The organism is Streptomyces sp. CB00316, assembly GCF_001905595.1.
Taxonomy (GTDB): Bacteria; Actinomycetota; Actinomycetes; order Streptomycetales; family Streptomycetaceae; genus Streptomyces.
In genome coordinates, this window is record NZ_LIXI01000010.1 from 95,695 (window position 1) to 114,897 (window position 19,203).

Annotated in this window: 18 protein-coding genes and 3 pseudogenes; 9 read left to right on the forward strand and 12 right to left on the reverse strand. The window is 70.2% G+C overall.

Annotation, left to right across the window (positions count from 1 at the left end):
* Positions 1 to 15: 15 nt before the first annotated feature.
* Both AMK21_RS36305 and AMK21_RS25840 read right to left on the reverse strand, forming a co-directional pair.
* Positions 16 to 208, reverse strand: a pseudogene (locus AMK21_RS36305) (YfcC family protein); the annotation flags it as partial.
* A gap of 36 nt (positions 209 to 244) precedes the next feature.
* Positions 245 to 1,237 (reverse strand): fibronectin type III domain-containing protein, encoded by a 993-nt coding sequence (locus AMK21_RS25840; RefSeq protein ID WP_073881587.1) that lies wholly within the window; start codon positions 1,235 to 1,237, stop codon positions 245 to 247.
* 160 nt (positions 1,238 to 1,397) lie between these two features.
* On the opposite strand from AMK21_RS25840, the gene AMK21_RS25845 reads away from it, so the two are divergent.
* Positions 1,398 to 2,015 (forward strand): TIGR03086 family metal-binding protein, encoded by a 618-nt coding sequence (locus tag AMK21_RS25845; RefSeq protein WP_073881588.1) that lies wholly within the window; start codon positions 1,398 to 1,400, stop codon positions 2,013 to 2,015.
* Between the two features lie 112 nt (positions 2,016 to 2,127).
* On the opposite strand, the gene AMK21_RS25850 is transcribed toward AMK21_RS25845, so the two are convergent.
* Positions 2,128 to 2,811: an alpha/beta fold hydrolase gene (locus tag AMK21_RS25850; protein ID WP_073881590.1), complete on the reverse strand. Its 684-nt coding sequence runs from the start codon at positions 2,809 to 2,811 to the stop codon at positions 2,128 to 2,130.
* Positions 2,812 to 2,893: 82 nt separating this feature from the next.
* On the opposite strand from AMK21_RS25850, the pseudogene AMK21_RS25855 reads away from it, so the two are divergent.
* Positions 2,894 to 3,478: pseudogene (locus AMK21_RS25855) on the forward strand (chitosanase).
* 62 nt (positions 3,479 to 3,540) lie between these two features.
* On the opposite strand, the gene AMK21_RS25860 reads toward AMK21_RS25855, so the two are convergent.
* From AMK21_RS25860 to AMK21_RS36310, 9 genes and pseudogenes are all read right to left on the reverse strand, one after another.
* Positions 3,541 to 5,034, reverse strand: a complete 1,494-nt coding sequence (locus AMK21_RS25860) for a nucleobase:cation symporter-2 family protein (RefSeq protein ID WP_073881593.1) — start codon at positions 5,032 to 5,034, stop codon at positions 3,541 to 3,543.
* 293 nt (positions 5,035 to 5,327) lie between these two features.
* Positions 5,328 to 6,716: an 8-oxoguanine deaminase gene (locus tag AMK21_RS25865; RefSeq protein WP_073881595.1), complete on the reverse strand. Its 1,389-nt coding sequence runs from the start codon at positions 6,714 to 6,716 to the stop codon at positions 5,328 to 5,330.
* Positions 6,717 to 6,761: 45 nt separating this feature from the next.
* Complete coding sequence (locus AMK21_RS25870; RefSeq protein ID WP_073881597.1) at positions 6,762 to 7,811, reverse strand: solute carrier family 23 protein; 1,050 nt, start codon at positions 7,809 to 7,811, stop codon at positions 6,762 to 6,764.
* Between the two features lie 68 nt (positions 7,812 to 7,879).
* Complete coding sequence (pucL, locus tag AMK21_RS25875; protein ID WP_073881599.1) at positions 7,880 to 8,803, reverse strand: factor-independent urate hydroxylase; 924 nt, start codon at positions 8,801 to 8,803, stop codon at positions 7,880 to 7,882.
* Positions 8,804 to 8,810: 7 nt separating this feature from the next.
* Complete coding sequence (gene uraH / locus AMK21_RS25880) at positions 8,811 to 9,200, reverse strand: hydroxyisourate hydrolase (RefSeq protein ID WP_073881777.1); 390 nt, start codon at positions 9,198 to 9,200, stop codon at positions 8,811 to 8,813.
* A gap of 20 nt (positions 9,201 to 9,220) precedes the next feature.
* On the reverse strand, positions 9,221 to 9,757 hold the full coding sequence (uraD, locus tag AMK21_RS25885; protein WP_073881600.1) for a 2-oxo-4-hydroxy-4-carboxy-5-ureidoimidazoline decarboxylase: 537 nt from the start codon (positions 9,755 to 9,757) through the stop codon (positions 9,221 to 9,223).
* Between the two features lie 163 nt (positions 9,758 to 9,920).
* On the reverse strand, positions 9,921 to 10,319 hold the full coding sequence (locus tag AMK21_RS25890) for a helix-turn-helix domain-containing protein (protein WP_073881601.1): 399 nt from the start codon (positions 10,317 to 10,319) through the stop codon (positions 9,921 to 9,923).
* The gene (locus tag AMK21_RS25895) at positions 10,316 to 10,555 is read right to left on the reverse strand and encodes a hypothetical protein (protein ID WP_073881602.1); all 240 of its coding nucleotides are present in this window, start codon (positions 10,553 to 10,555) and stop codon (positions 10,316 to 10,318) included. Before AMK21_RS25895 ends, AMK21_RS25890 begins: the two co-directional genes overlap by 4 nt.
* Positions 10,556 to 10,836: 281 nt before the next feature.
* Positions 10,837 to 10,979 (reverse strand): annotated as a pseudogene (locus AMK21_RS36310) (GntR family transcriptional regulator); the annotation flags it as partial.
* 349 nt (positions 10,980 to 11,328) lie between these two features.
* On the opposite strand from AMK21_RS36310, the gene AMK21_RS25900 reads away from it, so the two are divergent.
* The 7 genes from AMK21_RS25900 (at position 11,329) to AMK21_RS25930 (ending at position 19,201) form a co-directional block, all read left to right on the forward strand.
* Complete coding sequence (locus AMK21_RS25900; RefSeq protein ID WP_073881603.1) at positions 11,329 to 12,168, forward strand: TIM barrel protein; 840 nt, start codon at positions 11,329 to 11,331, stop codon at positions 12,166 to 12,168.
* A gap of 80 nt (positions 12,169 to 12,248) precedes the next feature.
* The gene (locus AMK21_RS25905; protein WP_073881604.1) at positions 12,249 to 13,142 is read left to right on the forward strand and encodes a 2-hydroxy-3-oxopropionate reductase; all 894 of its coding nucleotides are present in this window, start codon (positions 12,249 to 12,251) and stop codon (positions 13,140 to 13,142) included.
* Positions 13,143 to 13,329: 187 nt separating this feature from the next.
* Complete coding sequence (locus tag AMK21_RS25910; RefSeq protein ID WP_073881605.1) at positions 13,330 to 14,787, forward strand: catalase; 1,458 nt, start codon at positions 13,330 to 13,332, stop codon at positions 14,785 to 14,787.
* 537 nt (positions 14,788 to 15,324) lie between these two features.
* Positions 15,325 to 16,371 (forward strand): iron-containing redox enzyme family protein, encoded by a 1,047-nt coding sequence (locus AMK21_RS25915; protein ID WP_073881606.1) that lies wholly within the window; start codon positions 15,325 to 15,327, stop codon positions 16,369 to 16,371.
* A gap of 34 nt (positions 16,372 to 16,405) precedes the next feature.
* Positions 16,406 to 17,098, forward strand: a complete 693-nt coding sequence (locus tag AMK21_RS25920; RefSeq protein ID WP_073881607.1) for a 2OG-Fe dioxygenase family protein — start codon at positions 16,406 to 16,408, stop codon at positions 17,096 to 17,098.
* A gap of 73 nt (positions 17,099 to 17,171) precedes the next feature.
* On the forward strand, positions 17,172 to 18,074 hold the full coding sequence (dapF, locus tag AMK21_RS25925; protein WP_073881608.1) for a diaminopimelate epimerase: 903 nt from the start codon (positions 17,172 to 17,174) through the stop codon (positions 18,072 to 18,074).
* Positions 18,071 to 19,201, forward strand: a complete 1,131-nt coding sequence (locus AMK21_RS25930; protein WP_073881609.1) for a pyridoxal phosphate-dependent aminotransferase — start codon at positions 18,071 to 18,073, stop codon at positions 19,199 to 19,201. The genes dapF and AMK21_RS25930 overlap by 4 nt, the downstream gene beginning before the upstream one ends.
* The last annotated feature ends 2 nt before the right edge of the window (positions 19,202 to 19,203 follow it).

The following is a 19,203-nucleotide window of genomic DNA, read 5'->3' on the forward strand; positions in this document are numbered from 1 at the left end:
CCCGCCCAAGCCCCTTCACGTCCACACCGCCCCCAGCGCCGCGAACCCGCAGACCAGCACGGCCAGAATGGCCGGCAGCGGCCAGACGAACCCGGAGGTACCTGTCGTAGCCGATCCTCGCCGGCGCCACCCCGCCGATGGTCACCGCCGTCGTCGGGACCCAGAGGTTCATCCAGCCGCTCGACGCCTGCCGGGCCGTGACGACCACCAGGATGGTGAGGGCGCTGGGATGGACCGGAAGGCGTCAGTCCGCCAGGACGATCGTGGGCTGGGCCGAGAAGTCACCCCACTTGCCGTCCGGGAGCTTGGCCCTGAGCTTCACCGAGTAGCGGGTACCGGGCGGGTCGGCGAGGTTCAGCCGGTAGGTGGCCCGGCCCTTCGGGGGCGCACCGCCCCAGACGATCGTGGTGGTCAGCTTGCCGTTCAGGTAGAGCTGGTAGGCGGGGACGACTCCGCCCGTGTCGGGCTGGTCCCAGGACAGGTCGACCGTGAACTCCGCCCCCTCCTTGCCGATCTCGGTGCGCAGCCCGGTGGGGGCGGTGCTCGCGGGGGCGCCGGGGGCCGACGCGGTGGTGAGGTCGAGCGCGTTGCTGTCGGCCGAGGACTTGTCGGAGGCGTCGCGGGCCCGGACGGTGAAGGTGTAGACGGTCCCGGGGCGCAGGCCCGTGAGCTTCGCCGTCGTCTGGGAGGCCGGGACGCTGTGGATACGGGAGTCCTCCTGGTAGATGTCGTACGAGGTGACGCCGACGTCGTCCGTGGACGCGCCCCAGGTGAGGGTGGCGGCCCGGCTTCCCTCGGCGCCGCCTGTGAGCTTCGCCGGGGCGGTGGGGGGCGCGTCGTCCTCGGGCGGGATGGCCTGGGTGGTGACGGGAATGGCCTTGCTGGGTGCGGAGAGGTTCCCGGCGGCGTCCTTGGACCGGACGGTGAAGGTGTAGTCGGTGGAGGCCGTCAGCCCGTCGACGTCGACCATGTGCTTGGTCGCGGGAACGCTCCTGACCTTGGCCTTCCCTCGGAAGACCTCGTAGCCGGCGATCGCCTCGTCGTCGGAGGCGGCCTCCCACATGACGTGCACCGAGGTGGAGCTGCTGGCCTGCGCGGTCACCCCGCCGGGGGTGGTGGGGGGCTGCGTGTCGGCTTCGGCGGTGGAGCCGCAGGCGACGAGGAGGGGGGCGAGGAGCAGGGCGGAACAGGCCAACGCGGCTGATATGTGGGGGCGTTGCACGGTGGTGCCTTCCATCCGGACAGCAATGGTCCAGACCTGTATGACATGGCACGGGGGTCTCCGACAAGAGGACGACGAGGAACCTTCCGCTATGTGGTGGTGTGCGCCGCGCGCCTTGCCGCGGACCGGCGGGTCCGGTCCGATGAGTTCTCGGCCGCGGCACGGTCTGCCCTTCATGAACTCCGACAGCACGCATGCCTCCACCCCCGCCCCCACCCTCGACCTGGAGCCGGCCGCGCGGCGCGTCACCGAACTGCTCGACGCGATCGACGATGACCGGCTGGGCGGCCCCACTCCCTGCCCGGACTACACCGTGCGGGAGCTGCTGGCCCACCTGAACGGGCTGGCCGCCGCCTTCCGTGACGCGGCCCGCAAGGATCTCGGGGCGAGCACGGCCGTCTCGCCGGACTCCGCCCTGCCCGTACTCGACGACGAGTGGCGCAAGGTTCTGCCCCGGCGGCTGGAGCAGGTCGCGGCGGCCTGGCGCTCCCCCGCCGCCTGGACGGGCATGACCCGGGCCGGCGGGGTGGAGCTGCCCGGCGAGGTCGCCGGGGCCGTCGCGCTGGACGAACTCGTCGTCCACGGCTGGGACCTGGCCCGGTCGACCGGACAGCCGTACGACGCCGGGGAGGCCGAGCTGCGTGCCTGCGCGGCCCTGCTCGCCCCGGTCGACGACGACCCGGATCGCGGGGGCATCTTCGGCCCGCCGGTCCCGGTGCCGGACGACGCCCCGCTGCTGGACCGGGTGATCGGCCTCAGCGGCCGCCGGCCCGACTGGCGGCCGGGGGGCTGAGAACACCCGGCGCGCCACACGGTTCCGTTCCGGTGCCTCTCGCACCAGAAAGGTGCGTTCTTCCAGTTCGGACCCTGCTCGCCTACGGTCCCCGGCATCGCCGGAGCGTCCCTCAGCTGGTGAAGAACTCGGTGATGTGCGCGGCCACCTGGTCGGCCCGGGTCTCATGCATGCGGTGGCCGCCGGGGACCGTGATCAGCCGGCAGTCCGGGATCAGGGAGGCCATGTCGGCCTGGCGCTCCTGCGGCATCCGGCTCTCCGGACCTCCGGTGATGATCATCGTGGGGGCGACGATCTCGCCGAGCCCCTCGTCCGCGTCCGGGCCCGGGTCCGCGAGCTGGTCGCGTACGGCGGGCACCGCGTTCTCGTCGTAGTCCACCGGGCCCTCGGGCCGCCCGGCCGGGCCAGGGTCGCCGGGGAAGGGGGCCGGGGTCTCGATCAGCACCAGCCGCTCCACCCGGTCGGAGTGCTCGTGGGCCACCAGCCGGGCGACGACGCCACCCATGCCGTGGCCGACCAGGCCCACCCGGTTCAGCTCCAGCTCGTCGAGGAAGCCGACGACGTCCTCGGCCATCAGCTCCAGGTCGTACGCGTCGGGCCAGTCGCTCTCGCCGTGGCCGCGCAGGTCCAGGGCGAAGACCCGCCACTCCTGGCCCAGCAGGGGGCCGGCCGCCTCCCAGTCCGCGGCGGAGCCGCCGAGGCCGTGCAGCAGCACGACGGGCGAGCCGAACGGATCGCCCCAGGTCCGGTACGCGAGGCGCACATCGCCGACATCCACAACTGACTGATCTTCCATACCCCTGACGCTACAGCCGCCGGGCGGCCGTCCGCTCCACGGCCCCGGCCCGGTCCCGGTCCCGGCCTGGCAGGCGGGGCGGGTGAAGCACATCGTCCGCGCCCTGCGCCTCCCCCTCGCGGTCACCCTCCTCACGGCCGCCGCCCTGACCGGCTGCTCCGGATCCGCGTCCGAGGCGGGGCAGACCGACACGCAGCCGGCCGAACCTGCGAAGAAGCGGATCGCCGTGGAGCTGGTCTCCAGCGCGGAGAACTCCTCGCTGGACTGGGAGGCGCAGTACCCGTACATCGAGGACATCGGGGACGGCCGGGGGTACACGGCGGGCGTCATCGGGTTCTGCTCCGGCACCGGTGACATGAGGAAGGTCTACTACGACGCGTAGGTGATGAACGGCGCGGGTGACACCGAAGGCTCGGTCGGGTTCCGCACGATATGCCCCGAGGCCTTGGCGGCGGCCCGGCCGCCCGCGCGGAGCGGCGACGAGCAGGCATGTCTGAACGCGTTCCTCTATGCCCGGGTGGCCGCGATCGGCCGGGAGCCGCCGCACACCGCCGCCGGCCGGGTGGAGAGCGCCCAGCGGGTCTTCGTACGGGAGGGGAAGCTGGAGCTGGAGACACCGTTGCGGTGGAAGGTGCACGGGGACGGGTACCGCATCGACAAGGGCTGACGACGGCCGAAGCCCCGTGCGGGGCACGGGGCTTCACCGGGTGCGATCGGGCGTGGGATACGTCAGTGCACGCCCACCCCGGCCGCCGCCGGGACCACATGTTCGCCGTCCGCCCCCTCCTCGTCCTCCGCATCAGGCTTGCGGCCGAAGTGGTTGAAGGCGAGGTTCAGCACGATGGCCACCACGCAGCCGGTCGAGATGCCCGAGTCCAGGACGACCAGCAGGTCCTCCGGGAAGGCGTGGTAGAACTGCGGCGCCGCGATCGGGATCAGGCCGATGCCGACGGCCGCCGCCACGATCAGCGCGTTCTCGCCCTTCTCCAGTGCGGCGGTGGCCAGGGTCTGGATGCCGCTGGCCGCGACCGTACCGAAGAGGACGATGCCCGCGCCGCCGAGCACCGGCAGCGGGACGACGGCGATGACGGAGGCGGCGACCGGGACCAGGCCGAGGACGATCAGGATCACGCCGCCCGCCGCGACGACGAAGCGGCTGCGGACCTTGGTCATGGCCACGAGCCCGATGTTCTGGGCGAAGGCGCTGCACATGAAGCCGTTGAAGAAGGGGCTGATGGCGCTGCCGAGGGTGTCGGCCCGCAGGCCGCCCTCGATGACCTTCTCGTCGGCCGGGCGGCCGACGATCTTGCCGAGCGCCAGCATGTCCGCGGTGGACTCGGTCATGCAGACCAGCATCACGATGCACATGCTGATGATGGCGGCGATCTCGAACTGCGGGCCACCGAAGGCGAACGGCGTCGGGAAGCCGACCACGTCGGCGTTCCTCATGGCGCTGAAGTCGGTGATGCCCGCCGGGATGGCGATCAGGGTTCCGATGATCAGGCCGAGCAGGATCGCGATCTGCTGGAGGAAGCCGCGCAGCAGCTTACGCAGGGCCAGCACGATCACCAGGGTCACGGCGGCCATGGCGATGTTGGTCATCGAACCGTAGTCGTCCGTCGCCGCGTTGCCGCCCTGGGACCAGTTGAAGGCGACCGGCAGGAGCGAGACACCGATCAGGGTGATGACGGTGCCGGTGACGACCGGTGGGAAGAAGCGGACCAGTTTGCAGAAGTACGGTGCCAGGAGGAAGCCCAGCACGCTCGCGACGATGATCGCGCCGAAGATCACGGCTATGCCGTCGTGCCCCCGGTCCTTGCCTATCGCGATCATCGGGGCCACACCGGCGAACGAGACGCCGTTGACGAAGGGCAGCCTGGCACCGACCTTCCAGAAGCCGATGGTCTGGAGCAGGGTGGCGATGCCCGCGGTGAAGAGGCTCGCCCCCATCAGGAAGGCCGTCTCCTTGGCGGTGAGACCGACCGCCGGCCCCACGATGAGCGGCGGGGCCACCACGCCCGCGTACATCGCGGCCACGTGCTGGAGGCCGCTGGTGAACATCCTCACTGGGGGGAGGGTCTCGTCGACCGGATGCTTCCGGCCGTCTGCTGCTTCTGCTTCTGCTTCTGCTTCTGCTTCTGCTTCTGCTTCTGTGACGGCACCGTCCGTCACGTCGGGGGCGGCTGTGTCTGCGTCTTTGCGAAACCTGGGCTCAGCGGCCACGGCGGTTCCTCCGGTCGGTTACGCGTCGTCGGCGACGCGGGTGTCAGGGAGGTGCTGCGTATGTGGTGCGGTGGTGCTTGCGGCTCTCTCAGGTGGTGCAGGTCGTGCAGAGGGGGGTGCGGGGGGGGGGCGCGCACGGTCAGGTGTGTGCGGGCAGCGTTGATCACCGGTCCGGCGGGCGCCCACCATCGGGTGCGCGTCCGCCGGACCGGCTGCCGCGGACCCCGCTCGGGTCCACGGCGGCCGGTCTCGGGCCGTCCCCCTCGACCGGCCGGTCGGGGATACCGCGGGAGTCAGGCTCCGGCGGCGATCTGCGCGAGGCGGCGGGCCTCGTCGCGGGTGACGCGGGCGATGGCGTCCTCGTCCACCGTGGTGAGGTGGTTGCCCTCGACGACCGGCTTGCCGTCGACGAGGGAGAGGGTCACCGGGGCGGCCGCGCCGAAGATGAGCGCGGTCACCGGATCGGCGATCGAGGAGTGGGCCAGGGTGTCCAGCTTCCACAGGACGAGGTCGGCGAGCTTGCCGGCCTCCAGGGAGCCGATCTGGTCGGCGCGGCCCAGCACCTGGGCCCCGCCGAAGGTCCCGAGGCGCAGGGCCTGACGGGCGTTCAGGGCGGCCTCGCGGTGAGCGCCGAGGCGGTTGATGAGCAGCGCGTTGCGCAGCTCGGTGTGGAGCTCGCCGGACTCGTTGGAGGCGGTGCCGTCCACGCCGAGGCCGACCGGGACACCGGCGGCGAGCATGTCGGGGACCCGGGCGATCCCCGCGGCGAGGCGGGCGTTGGAGGACGGGCAGTGGGCGACGCCCGTTCCCGTACGGGCGAAGGCGGCGATGTCGGAGTCGTTCATGTGGACGCAGTGCGCCATCCACACGTCGCTGCCGAGCCAGCCGGTCGACTCGAAGTAGTCGGTCGGGCCCATCCCGAACAGCTCCTTGCAGAACTGCTCCTCCTCGACGGTCTCCGAGCCGTGTGTGTGCAGCCGGACACTTCTGCGGCGAGCCAACTCGGCTCCCTGGCGCATCAGTTCGGTGGAGACCGAGAACGGCGAGCAAGGGGCGACGGCGACCTGGGTCATGGCGTCGAAGGAGGCGTCGTGGTGGGCGTCGATGGTGGCCTCGGTGGCGGCGAGCGCGCCGTCGAGGGTCTCGACGGCGAAGTCCGGGGGCAGGCCGCCGTCCTTCTCGCCGCGGTCCATGGAGCCCCGGGCGAGGGTGAACCGTACGCCCATCTCGCGGGCGGCCCCGATGATGGCGCCGGACAGGTCGCCGGAGTCCTTCGGGAAGACGTAGTGGTGGTCCATGGCGGTGGTGACTCCGCCGCGGGCCATCATGGCGAGCGACCCCTGCGCGGCGGCGCGGGCCATCGGCTCGTCGATGCGGGCCCAGGTCGGGTAGAGGGCGACCAGCCAGTTGAAGAGGTTGTGGTCGGTGGCCAGGCCCCGGGTGATCCACTGGTAGAAGTGGTGGTGGGTGTTGACCAGACCGGGTGTCGCGAGGTGCCCGGAGGCGTCGATACGCCGGACGACCCCCGTGAGCCCCTCGGGCGCCTTGCCGGCGCCGACGGACTCGATGCGGTTGTCCGCCACGACGATGTACCCGGAGGCGTACTCCGTGTCGTGGGCGTCGACGGTGGCGATCGAGCAGTTCTCGATGACGATGCGCTGAGGGTCTGCCGAAGCTGCCATGGCGCTTCCTTCTTCTCTCTGTGGCGATGTGGGCACGGCAGGACCCTAGGAGGATTTGAGTGCCACAGCGGGGCGGCTGTGGGTGCCGAGATGGTGGAAGAACAGGTTGAACACGACCGCGACCAGTGCTCCCGCACTGATCCCGGAGCCGAGGACGGTCTGCGCCCAGGCCGGGAATCCGGTGTGAAAGGTGGGCGCGGCGAGCGGGATGACGCCCGCGCCGAGCGCCACCGCGACCAGGATGATGTTGGAGCTGTCGTCCAGTCCGGCCTCGGAGAGCGTACGGATGCCGCTGACAGCGATGGAGCCGAAGAGGACGACGCCGGCGCCGCCGAGGACGGGCATCGGGACGAGCGAGACGACGCCGACGTTCTGGGCGAAGGCGCTGGTGGCGATGCCGTCCGTGCGCAGGCCCCGGGCGGTCGTACGGCCGTCGGCGCGGCGTTTCTTGAGGAAGCCACGGCCGAAACGCTGAATGAGCAGGATGACGACGAGGGTGAAGGCGGCCAGCGCCAGGTGCTTCATCGCGCCGAAGTCGGCGGCGGTGGCGTCGCCGCCCTGCGCCCAGGCGACCGGCACGGGCATGAGGGTGACGCCGATGAGGGTGATGACCACCCCGGTGACGAGCGGCGGGAAGAAGCGCAACAGCCTGCCGAAGAACGGCCCGACCGCCAGACAGAGGACCCCGGCGACGAGCACCGCCCCGTAGATCGCGGGGAGTCGGTGGCCGGGCGCGCTGGTCTCGGCGATGGCGAGCATCGGCGCGATACCGGCGGAGGAGGCCGCGTTGACGAACGGCAGCCGGTTCCCGGCAAAGGTGCCGACTCCCACCGTCTGCACGATGGTGGCGATTCCGGCGATCAGGAGGCTCGCGGCGATGAGCCGGGTCATGCCGGCGGTGTCCAGGCCGACGGCCTGGCCGATGATCAGCGGAGGGGTGACGACGCCCGCGTACATGGCGGCGATGTGCTGGAGCGCGGCGGGAACGAGCCGGGCGGGAGGTAGCTTCTCGTCGACCGGGTGAACTGCCGTGGCGGTGAGGGTTCTCGGGGCTTCGCACAGGCCTTCGACCGGCCCCGTTGCAGGCTGTGCCATGGGTGATTCCTCCGGGATGACCGGCCCCCGCCCGACCACGGGCGGGCGGGGGCGGGTTCAGTGCCGCGTCAGAGGTTGGTCATGTCGACCGGGATCTTCGGCTCTACGCCGTCCCGGAGCACGGTGGCCTCGATCAGACCGTAGGGACGGTCCGCCGCGAAGTAGACCTCATTGTCGTTCTTGAGGCCGAACGGTTCGAGGTCCACCAGGAAGTGGTGGTTGTTCGGCAGCGAGAAACGGATCTCGTCGATCTCGCTGCGGCTGTTGATGATCCGCGAACCCATCTGGTACAGGGTCTGCTGGAGCGAGAGGGAGTACGTCTCGGCGAAAGCTTGGAGCATGTGCTTGCGCGCCTGCTCGTAGGACTTCTCCCAGTTCGGCATGGGCTGCTCGTCGCTGGTCCAGTTGTACCGCCAGCGCGCGGAGACGTCCGTCGCGAGGATGCGGTCGTACGCCTCCTTGAGCGTGGTGTACCGGTCCTTGACGTAGCCCCAGAACTCGGAGTTGGTCGAGTTCATCACCGTCAGGTCCTTGAGGCCCGAGATGACCTCCCAGTTCTCACCGTCGTAGGTGATCTGGGAGACACGGGTCTCCTGGCCCTTGCGGACGAAGGAGTGCTTGACCTCGTCGGCGCCGATGAACTTCGAGTTGCCGTCGGAGGTCGCGATGCGCTCCCAGGCGTACTCCTCGATCCGGATCCGGGCGCGGTGGATCGGCTCCTGCGAGGAGACGAAGTGCCGGGCGAGGTGGATGCCGAACTGCTCGGCGGACTCGATCCCGTGCTCCTTGGCGAACGCGAACACCGTGTTCTTGGTGGTGTCGGTCGGCAGGACGTGCGTGTTGGAGCCGGAGTAGTGGACGTCGTCCATGTCGCCGGAGAGGGCGACCGAGACGTTGAGGTCCTTGATGTGGTGGGTGTCGCCGTCCCGCGTGATCTTTACGACGCGGTTCTCTGCTTTGCCGTACTGGTTCTGGCCGAGAATCGTGGGCATGTCGGTGCTAGCTCCCTCGGTAAACGGAGTAGCCGAACGGGTTGAGCAGCAGCGGTACGTGATAGTGCTCGCCCGGGACGACCGCGAACGCGATGGTCACCTCCGGGAAGAACGCGCCGCTGTCCCTTACGCGGGGGGCGTCCTGCTGCGCCTCGGCTTGCTTCTTGGAAAAGTACGTCTCGGTGTCGAAGTCGAGACGCACATGGGTGGTGCCCTCCGGCAGCGCCGGCAGGTCCTTGCAGCGCCCGTCCGCATCGGTCGCGGAGGCTCCGAGCGTCACGTACGGCGCGTCGCCGCCGCTGCGGGCGGCGAGCGAGACGGCGACGGACGCGGCGGGGCGGCCGATGCTGGTGTCCAGGATGTGCGTGGACACCGATGCGGTCGTGTCGGTACTCAAGACCGTCACTCTCCTAGATCTCAAGAGTCCTGCACGGGAGCTTCCTCTGCGAGGGTCTCCCGTACGAGACGGGTCAGCCGGATGCGGTTGATCTTGCCCAGTTCGGCGCGCACGATCTCCCGCTCCTGCTCGGGCGAGTTCCCGATCCGGGACTTCACCGCGTCGCGCATCTGCTCACCGGTGGCGCCGGTGGCACAGATCAGGAAGACATGTCCGAACCGCTCCTGGTAGGCCAGGTTCAGTTCGAGCATCTCGGTCTTGAGCTCCTCGGAGGCGCCGGCCATCCCCCGCTGCTCGCGGGAGGAGGTCGGGTCGCCGGGCTTCGGGCGGCCGATCGGCGGGTGGCCCGCCATCGCCTCGGCCAGGTCCTTGGCGGTGAGCTCGGCCATGGCGGCGTCGCTCGCGGACAGCAGGGCTTCCTCGGTGGCGTACGGACGACCGGCGAGGACGTTCTCTCCCCAGGCCGCGCTGGCACAGACCTCGTGCAGTACGGGGGTGGCCTCGCCGTCCGCCAGGGTGTTGAACCGGGTGAGGCCCGGCGTGGAGCTCGAAGTCACGGGAGCCTCCGTGGCTGTTTTTCGCTGTGCGTTGTTCGGGCTGCGGATAGCTAACGCCCTCCGCAACACGACGTCAACACTTTGTTGAAATCTCGCGAACGAAGAAAGCCGCCGTCCCGGCATGCGGACAGCGGCTTCCCGGAGGTTCGGCGGATTCGGCCAACTACTCACCCTTGGCCGAATGTTCCCGGTTCAGATAGTTGTACACGGTGAATCTGGAGACGCCCAGGGCGCCTGCCACGGTCTCCACCCCGTGCCGTACGGAGAAGGCACCGCGTGCCTCCAGGGTCCGGACGACGGACTGCTTGGCCTTGCGGTCCAGTTCGGCGAGCGGCATCCCGTGCCGTCTCTCCAGCGCGGCGAGGATGTGGTCCAGCGAGTCGGAGAGCTGGGGCAGGCGTACGGCTATGACGTCCTGGCCCTCCCACGCGAGCACCACGTCGTCCGGCTGGGCCTGCTCGGGACCGAGCAGCTCGGCGCCCATCGCGTCGACGAGCGGCTTGACCGCCGATACGAAGGGGTGGTCGACGGTGACCGGAACGTGATCGGCGGATTCGGTCACTGGACCTCCTCCCCGATCACGTTGACCTGGAGCGACACCCGGGTGGCACCCGAGGCCAGGGCCCGGCGCAGCAGGGAGTCCACGGCGGTGAGCACCTCGTCCGCGCCCCCTTCCGCCGTGTTGCCGAACGGCCCGACGTCCACGGCGTCGAGTTCGGCGCTCTGGATGACCTCACGGGCCACCACCGCGTGGGCGGGCGCCTCGTCGAGATCGAAGGGCTCGGTGGTGAATTCCACCCTCAAGCGCACTGTGCCTCCCTGATGTCCTCGCCGCGGGTGCGGGAGCGCGGCTCGGCCACGACTGTAACTCGGAGAGGCGGGTGGGGCCGGAGCCGCCGATGGGGCGGCGGGAGGCCGTGACCGTGGGCGAGGGCAGGGCGGGGTACGGCGTTCATGCGAGGCACCTCGTGTGGGGGTTCGGCTGCTTCGGATGTGCCGCCACCCTGGCCTGCCAGGCCCCGAGCGGCAAGAAGTGCAACCGCAGTCGCGTTCTGCGCGACGCGCGTCGGAGCCGGCGGTCAGGCCCCCGTCTGGATGTCCCCCCTGGTCGAGGACGTGATCGCGTCGCCGTGAGCGAAGTCGCCCGGCGGGATGCCCGGGTGGTGGCCCCCCGGTCCGGGGTGACCTCGGCGGCGGGGCCGAGGGCGAGGCGGGAGACGATCATGACGGCCGTGCTCACCGGGGGTGATCCGGCCAAGGAGGCGGCGAGGGCCTCGCAGGACATCAGCCGGGCCATGAACGCCGGTTCCTGACCCGGCCCCACCCGACCCCCAGCCACGGGAAGGAGGCGTGCCGTGCCGGTCGTCGTCGAACGGATCCCAGCACCCAGCACACCCCGGCGGGGCGGATCTTCCGCTTCGTATGCCCGAAGGGGCTCCTGCCACCGATTCAGCACCCCGCCCACCGGGACGAATTTCGTTCCGCCCCCTTGACAGCCCCACCACCCCCCAGGCAATCTTCCGTTAAGCAGAAACTAACTTCCGCAATACGGAAGGAGCGCCGACACCCTCATGGGATACCCGGACCAGCGCTTCGATGTGAACCTCTCGATCCTCTTCACGGAACTCCCGCTCCTGGAGCGTCCCGCGGCAGCCGCCGCGGCGGGCTTCACGGCGGTCGAGCTGTGGTGGCCCTGGATCGAGACCCCGACCCCGCCTCAGGTCGAGCTCGACGCCCTCAAGAAGGCGCTCGACGACGCCGGCACCCAGCTGGTGGGGCTGAACTTCTACGCCGGACAGCTGCCCGGCCCCGACCGCGGCGCGCTCTCCGTGCCCGGCACGGAGTCGGACCGCTTCCGGGCCAACATCGAGGTGGCGGCCGACTTCGCCGCCTCGGTCGGCTGCACGGCGCTCAACGCGCTGTACGGCAACCGCGTCGAAGGCGTGGACCCGCAGGTGCAGGACACGCTCGCTCTGGAGAACCTGGTGCTGGCCGCCCGCGCGGCGGACCGTATCGGGGCGATCCTCCTGGTCGAGGCCCTCAACAAGCCGGAGTCGCCGCTCTATCCGCTGGTCGGCGCACCGGCAGCGATCGAGGTCGTCGACAAGGTCAACGCGGCGACGGGCCTCGGGAACGCCAAGTTCCTCCTGGACCTGTACCACCTGTCGATGAACGGCGAGGACCTGAGCCAGGTCATCAAGGCGTACGCCGCCAAGACCGGCCACGTCCAGATCGCCGACAACCCGGGCCGCGGCGCGCCGGGCACCGGCACCCTCCCGCTGGAGCGACTGCTCGACGAGCTGAAGGACGCCGGTTACGCGGGCTGGGTCGGCCTGGAGTACAAGCCGGGCGACCGGCCGAGCGCCGAGTCCTTCGACTGGCTCCCGGCGTCGGCCCGAGCGGCCGGCTGACCAGCTGCGGACGGGCCGGGCGGACCTGAGAGTTGCGCCCAACCCCCTTACGTACACACGTTTTTCAGGAAGGCACCCTCATGAGCAACAACCTCCCCAAGGTCGCCTGGATCGGTCTCGGCATCATGGGCTCCCCCATGTCGGAGAACCTGGTCAAGGCCGGTTACGCCGTCACCGGATACACCCTGGAGCAGGACAAGATCGACCGGCTGGTCGCGGCCGGCGGCAGCGGCGCCCCCTCGATCGCGGACGCGGTCAGGGACGCGGATGTCGTCATCACGATGGTGCCCGCGTCCCCGCAGGTCGAGGCCATCGCCTACGGCCCCGAGGGCATCCTGGAGAACGCCAAGCGCGGCGCGCTGCTGGTGGACATGTCCTCCATCACCCCGCAGACCTCGGTGGACCTCGCCAAGAACGCGGCCGAGAAGGGCCTGCGGGTCCTGGACGCGCCGGTCTCCGGCGGCGAGGCCGGTGCCATCGAGGCGGTGCTGTCCATCATGGTGGGCGGTGAGCAGGCGGACTTCGCTGCCGCGAAGCCGCTCCTGGAGGCGCTCGGCAAGACCATCGTGCTCTGCGGCCCGCACGGCTCCGGCCAGACGGTGAAGGCGGCCAACCAGCTGATCGTCGCGGTCAACATCCAGGCGTGCGCCGAGGCCGTGGTCTTCCTGGAGAAGTCCGGGGTGGACCTGGCCGCCGCACTGGACGTCCTCAACGGCGGTCTGGCCGGCTCGACCGTGCTGACCCGCAAGAAGGACAACTTCCTGAAGCGGGACTTCGCCCCCGGCTTCCGGATCGACCTGCACCACAAGGACATGGGCATCGTGACCGACGCCGCCCGCAACGTCGGCGCCGCTCTGCCCGTCGGCGGCGTGGTCGCCCAGCTGGTCGCCTCGCTGCGCGCCCAGGGCGACGGCGGCCTGGACCACTCGGCGCTGCTGCGCTCGGTCGAGCGGCTCTCCGGCTCCCAGGTCTGACCCCTCGCTCCGCAAGGAGCCCCACGAACTCCGGGCCGCGGTGGCGCTGACACCTGTCCTGTCGCGCCCAGGCGCTGCCGCGGCCCGGAACCACACCCTTCGATTTCAACAAACTGTTGACGCCGCCTCGCGGCGAATCTACGCTCCTCAAGCCGTCAGCAGCTCGTACGAAAGGTCATCCCGCCACATGGCTAAGCGTGTGCTCACGACCGAGTCAGGCGCCCCGGTCGCCGACAACCAGAACTCCGCCACCGCCGGTGTCGGTGGACCGATCCTCCTCCAGGACCAGCACCTCCTGGAGAAGCTCGCCCGCTTCAACCGTGAGCGCATCCCGGAGCGCGTGGTCCACGCCCGCGGCTCCGGCGCGTACGGCTACTTCGAGGTGACCGACGACGTCACCGGCTTCACCCGCGCCGACTTCCTCTCCGAGGTGGGCAAGCGCACCGAGACGTTCATCCGCTTCTCCACCGTCGCCGACTCGCTCGGTGGCGCGGACGCTGTCCGTGACCCGCGCGGCTTCGCCCTCAAGTTCTATACGAACGAAGGCAATTACGACCTTGTCGGGAACAACACCCCGGTGTTCTTCATCAAGGACCCGATCAAGTTCCCCGACTTCATCCACTCGCAGAAGCGCGACCCGTTCACGGGCAGGCAGGAGCCGGACAACGTCTGGGACTTCTGGGCGCACGCCCCCGAGGCGACGCACCAGGTCACCTGGCTGATGGGCGACCGCGGCATCCCCGCCTCGTACCGCCACATGAACGGCTACGGCTCGCACACCTACCAGTGGACGAACGCCGAGGGCGAGGCGTTCTTCGTCAAGTACCACTTCAAGACCAACCAGGGTGTGCGCTCCCTCTCCGCCGAGCAGGCAGCCGAGCTCGTCGGCAAGGACGCCAACTCGCACCAGACGGACCTGCTGCAGGCCATCGAGCGGGGCGTCAACCCGTCCTGGACGCTGCACGTCCAGGTGATGCCGGCCGCAGAGGCCGCCGAGTACCGGTTCAACCCGTTCGACCTCACCAAGGTGTGGCCGCACGCCGACTACCCGCTCCAGCGGGTCGGCCGCCTCGTGCTGAACCGGAACCCGGACAACGTCTTCGCCGAGGTCGAGCAGGCCGCGTTCTCGCCGAACAACTTCGTGCCCGGCATCGGCCCGTCCCCGGACAAGATGCTCCAGGGCCGGCTGTTCGCCTACGCGGACGCGCACCGCTACCGCCTGGGCGTCAACCACACCCAGCTGCCGGTCAACGCACCCAAGGCGGCCGAGGTCGACAACTACGGCCGCGACGGGCTGCACGCCACACGTCACGGCTCGCGCCACGACAAGAACTACGAGCCCAACTCGTACGCCGGCCCGGCCCAGACCGACGCGGCGCTCGCCGCCCCGCTGGCGATCCACGGCTGGACGGGCACGCACGAGGCGCCCGCCCACGCCAAGGACGACGACTTCTTCCAGGCCGGCGAACTCTTCCGGCTGATGTCGGAGGAGGAGAAGGGCCGGCTGGTCGCCAACATCGCCGGGGGCCTCTCGCAGGTCACCCGCGACGATGTGATCGAGAAGAACCTCACCCACTTCCACGCGGCCGACACCGACTACGGCAAGCGCGTCGAGGAGGCCGTCCGCGCCCTGCGCGAGGACTGAGCGTTCAAAGCCCCTGCCCGCACCGCGCACCCGGATGAGGGGTGCCGCGCGGCGCGGGCAGGACGACGAGGCCGCGGCGGCTGTGCGATGCCAGTGCGGTGGTGAAGGACCCGGGGACCGTCTTCTGACCTGAAGGAGACGCGCTCACCCGGCTCCGATCGCCGCCGCCGCGGTCCCTGTCATACCCCAGCACCACTTCTCCACCACCCCCGAACGAGGGCGCGGAGTACGGATACGGTCCCGTACTGCGCGCCCTCTTCGGCATGTCCTCGCCCAGGTCCGGGCGCGCTCCCCACGCGTCCCGGCCGGTGGCTTGAATCCATATAGACCGCGTACAGAGTCTGCCCAGAGCTCTGCGGGCACTATGGGCGCGCATTGACCGCCTCTGCCGTTCTGGCACACACCCTGCCCGGCACCTCAGGGCCGTGTGCGGTGCGATACCCCTTCCTCCTCCCTCCTCTCCTCAGCACGACAGACGGCTACCCGCACAGCACATACGGCACGTCACAGTCATCAGGTGAACACAAGGGGAAGCAGATGCTCGAAGTTGGTACCTCCCGGGCCGGGACCGAGCCCGCCACCGGCTTTCTGGCCACCGTCGACGAGGTCACCGCGATACTCGCGACGGCCGCCGACAAGGTCGACTCCCAGTTCGCGGGCGACGCTCGCACCGCCCTGCTCGGCCGGGTGGCCGAGATCAACAAGGCGGCGGCCGCCAACGACCAACAGGCCCTTTACGCCCAACAGTTCCTGCTCGACCGGGTCTACCGGCTGCACACCAAACTCACCGACCAGGAGACCGCCGAGGGCTCGGTCGTCGTGCACGAGATCGGCCGGCAGCTGGAGGCCGCGACCGCCGAGGCGCAGGACCGGCTGATCGAGCCGGGGCTGCTGGAGGAAGCGCCCACCGAACCGCGGGCCTACCTCTCCTGGCTGAAGAAGACCGCCCGTGAGCACCGGGTGTACAAACACCCCTACTACCACGAGTTCATCCGCAACCGGGCCACCGAGTCCGACCTGCGCAACTACGTGATGCAGGAGTCCGTGGTCGACGGCCGCTTCGACGATCTGCTGGCGATGATGCAGGTCGGTACGGCGGGTGCGGCGAAGATGGAGATCGCCTCCAACTTCTGGGACGAGATGGGCAACGGGGACCACGCCCAGGTCCATACCACCCTCTTCAACAAGATCTTCGAGGTCTTCGAGATCCCGGACGAGGAGCTGGAGCGCTCGCTCACCGCCAACTCGCTCCTCAACGGCAACCTGGCCGTCCTGCTGTGCCGCTACCGCGCCCTGTACCCGGAGGCCGTGGGCTACCTCGGGATGACCGAGTGGATGGCGCCGGACCGGTTCGTCCAGGTCGTGCACGCCTGGGAGCGGCTCGGGCTGCCCGACGTCGGCATCGTCTACCACCGGCTGCACATCACCATCGACTCCCAGCACGCCCAGGGCTGGTTCCACAACGTGGTGCTGCCCGCCGCCGAGTCCCCCCGGATGCGCCGGGCCATCGCCCGCGGCATCCTGTGGCGCCTCAACTCCTCGGCGACGTACCTGGACGAGCGCATGCCGTCGGTCACCGCCTGACATTCCGCCACCACCCACCAGGAGGGGAGAGCACATGCCGCTCGGCGCCGAAGGATTCACCGTCATCGACCTGCCCGAGGTCGCGCCCGACATCCTGCCCAGCTACGACCGGTGCCCGGTCGACGACTACATGGGGAACGGGACCCGCTTCAAGCGGTTCTCGCAGTACAAGCTCACGCCCGCCGAGGACGAGAGCTGGTCGTTCAAGCGGCTTCCGCACCGCGACTACACCACGTACAAGAAGTTCAATCCGGTCGGTGGCGGTATCCGCCGCGTCTACGAGCCGATCGAGGTGGACTTCACCCCGCTGATCTCCGAGGGCATCCGCGAACTGGGCCTGGACCGGTCCGAGCCGTGGCAGATCAACGTCCACCAGAACCGGACCCGCGCCGACGGCGGCAAGCCGGGCCCGCTCACGCCGGAGGGCGTCCACCACGACGGGCACGAGTTCGTCATGATAGCCATCCTGAACAAGGTGAACGTGGCGGGCGGCACCACCCGGCTGTGGAAGCCGGGGGCGGACGCACCCTTCTGGTCGGGCACGCTCGACGCCGGCCAGGCGGTCCTGCTGGACGACCGGGGGCTCGCCCACGACGTCACCGACGTCCTCTCCGCCGACGGCGGGCCCGGCCACCGCGACATCGTGATCATCGCCTTCTCCCGCTGGGCGGAGAAGTGGTACGGCGAGGAGCACGACGCGGCGGCGCTGGAGGAGCAGGACGCCTGATGTACGGGGCCGCTCCCGGCCCGAGCTCGCGCCGGGAGCGGCCCTGTCCCCCGCCACCTACCTGAGACGAGTCATGACCGACTTCTTCAAGTATCAGGCACTGGGCAACGACTACGTGGTGATCGACCCCCGCTGCACCGACGTCCCCGTCTCGCCGGAGTCCGTACGACTTCTCTGCGACCGGCACTTCGGCATCGGCGCGGACGGGGTGCTGCACGGCCCGCTGGAGGAGCCCCGCCCCGGGCGCCCGGTCCCGCTGGCCCTCTTCAACTCGGACGGCTCCGTCTGCGAGCGCAGCGGCAACGGGCTGCGGATGTTCGCCCTGCACCTGGCCGAGCGGGACCCGGGGACGTGGGCGGGCGGTGAGCCGTTCACGCTCCGGACGGCCGCGGGCGACAGCCCCGTGCAGATCCTGGACCGGGCGGCCGGGATCGTCCAAGTCGGCCTGGGGAGGCCCCTGTTCGATGCCGCCGCCCTGCCGCTGCTGGACGAGGACGGCACGCCGGCCGAGGGACCGACGCTCTCCGTGCCGCTGACGGTCGGGGAGCGCAAGCTGACGGTGACCGCCCTCCACAACGGCAACCCGCACACGGTGGTGCCCGTGGACGCGCCGACCGCCGAGCTGGCCCGGAGCCTGGGCCCCGAGATCGCCGGGCACGCCCGCTTCCCGCAGCGCACCAATGTGCAGTTCCTGCGGGTGGTGAGCCGGAGGGTCCTGGAGATCGAGGTGTACGAACGTGGCGCCGGTTACGCGCTGGCCTCGGGCAGCAGCGCCTGCGCCGCCGCCTCCGCCGCCCGCGAACTGGGGCTCTGCGAGGACCGGGTGGAGGTCCGTATGCCAGGTGGCAGTGTGACCGTGGCCCTCGCGCCGGACGGGTCGGTGACGCTGACCGGAGAGTCCCAGCAGGTGGCGACCGGTGTGTTCGCCCCGGCGCTGCGCGCCCGGCTGGACCGCACCGCGGAGGCCGCCCGATGAGCATCACGGATGAGTACCCCATGCAGCGGTGGGTCTTCCAGGACGCCGCCGGACGCTTCGACATCGACCTCGGGGACAGCAACATGCTCCCGGGACGGCTCGACCAGCTCGCCGTGGACCCCGGGCTGGAGCTGGACTACGGGCACGACCGGGGCATCGGCGCGCTGCGCGACCGGGTCGCGGACCTCTACGCCGGCGACGCCGCCTCCGTACTGATCACCCAGGGTGCCCAGCAGGCCCTCTACCTCGTCTACGCCTCCCTGCTCGCCCCCGGCGCCCAGGTGATCGTCTACCGGCCGGGGTGGCAGCAGTCCTGGGACATCACCGCCGATCTGGGGTGCCAGGTCGACTGCGCCCCCTACCGCGAGGACCTCACCTTCGACGTGGAGGCGGCCGCCGCGCTGGCCGGGCCCGGGCTGCGGCTGATAGTCGCCAACTCCCCCTGCAATCCCACGGGTCGGCGGATCGCCGACGCCGATCTGCGCGGGCTGCTTGAGCTGGCGGAGCGGCGGGACGCCTATCTGCTGCTCGACGAGGAGTACGCGCTCGATCTGAGGGACTCCCCCGCACGCTCCAGCGACCGGGTGATCTCGGTCTCCAGCCTCTCCAAGGTGTACGGATTCCCCGGTCTGCGGGTCGGCTGGATGTACGGGCCGCCGGAGGTCGTCGAGGGGTGCGCACGACGCAAGTTCCTCTCCACCATCGCCAATTCGGTGCTCTGCGAGACGCTGGCCTGCGATGTGCTGGACCACCGGGACCACTATCTGCGCCGGTACGCGGACATCACCAGCCAAGGACTGAGGCTCGTACGGGAGTTCGCGAGGCGCAACGCGGACGCCGTGCAGCTCGTGGAGCCGGAGAACACCCCCTTCGCCTGGCTCCGGCTGACCACCGGGGAGCAGCCGCTGTCGCTCTGCCGCCGGGTGCTGGACGCCGGAGTGCTGCTGATGCCCGGCGAGACCCTCGGGGCCACCGACGGCTTCCGGATCTGTTTCGCCCGCGATCCCGAGGCCGTGACCGAGGGGCTGAGACGGATCGAACCGCTGCTCCGCCCCACCCCCCAAGCTCCCCCGTCCGCTGCTCCCTTCAGCGGACAGAACAGCAATCTGCCGAACGGAGTCCTGTGACC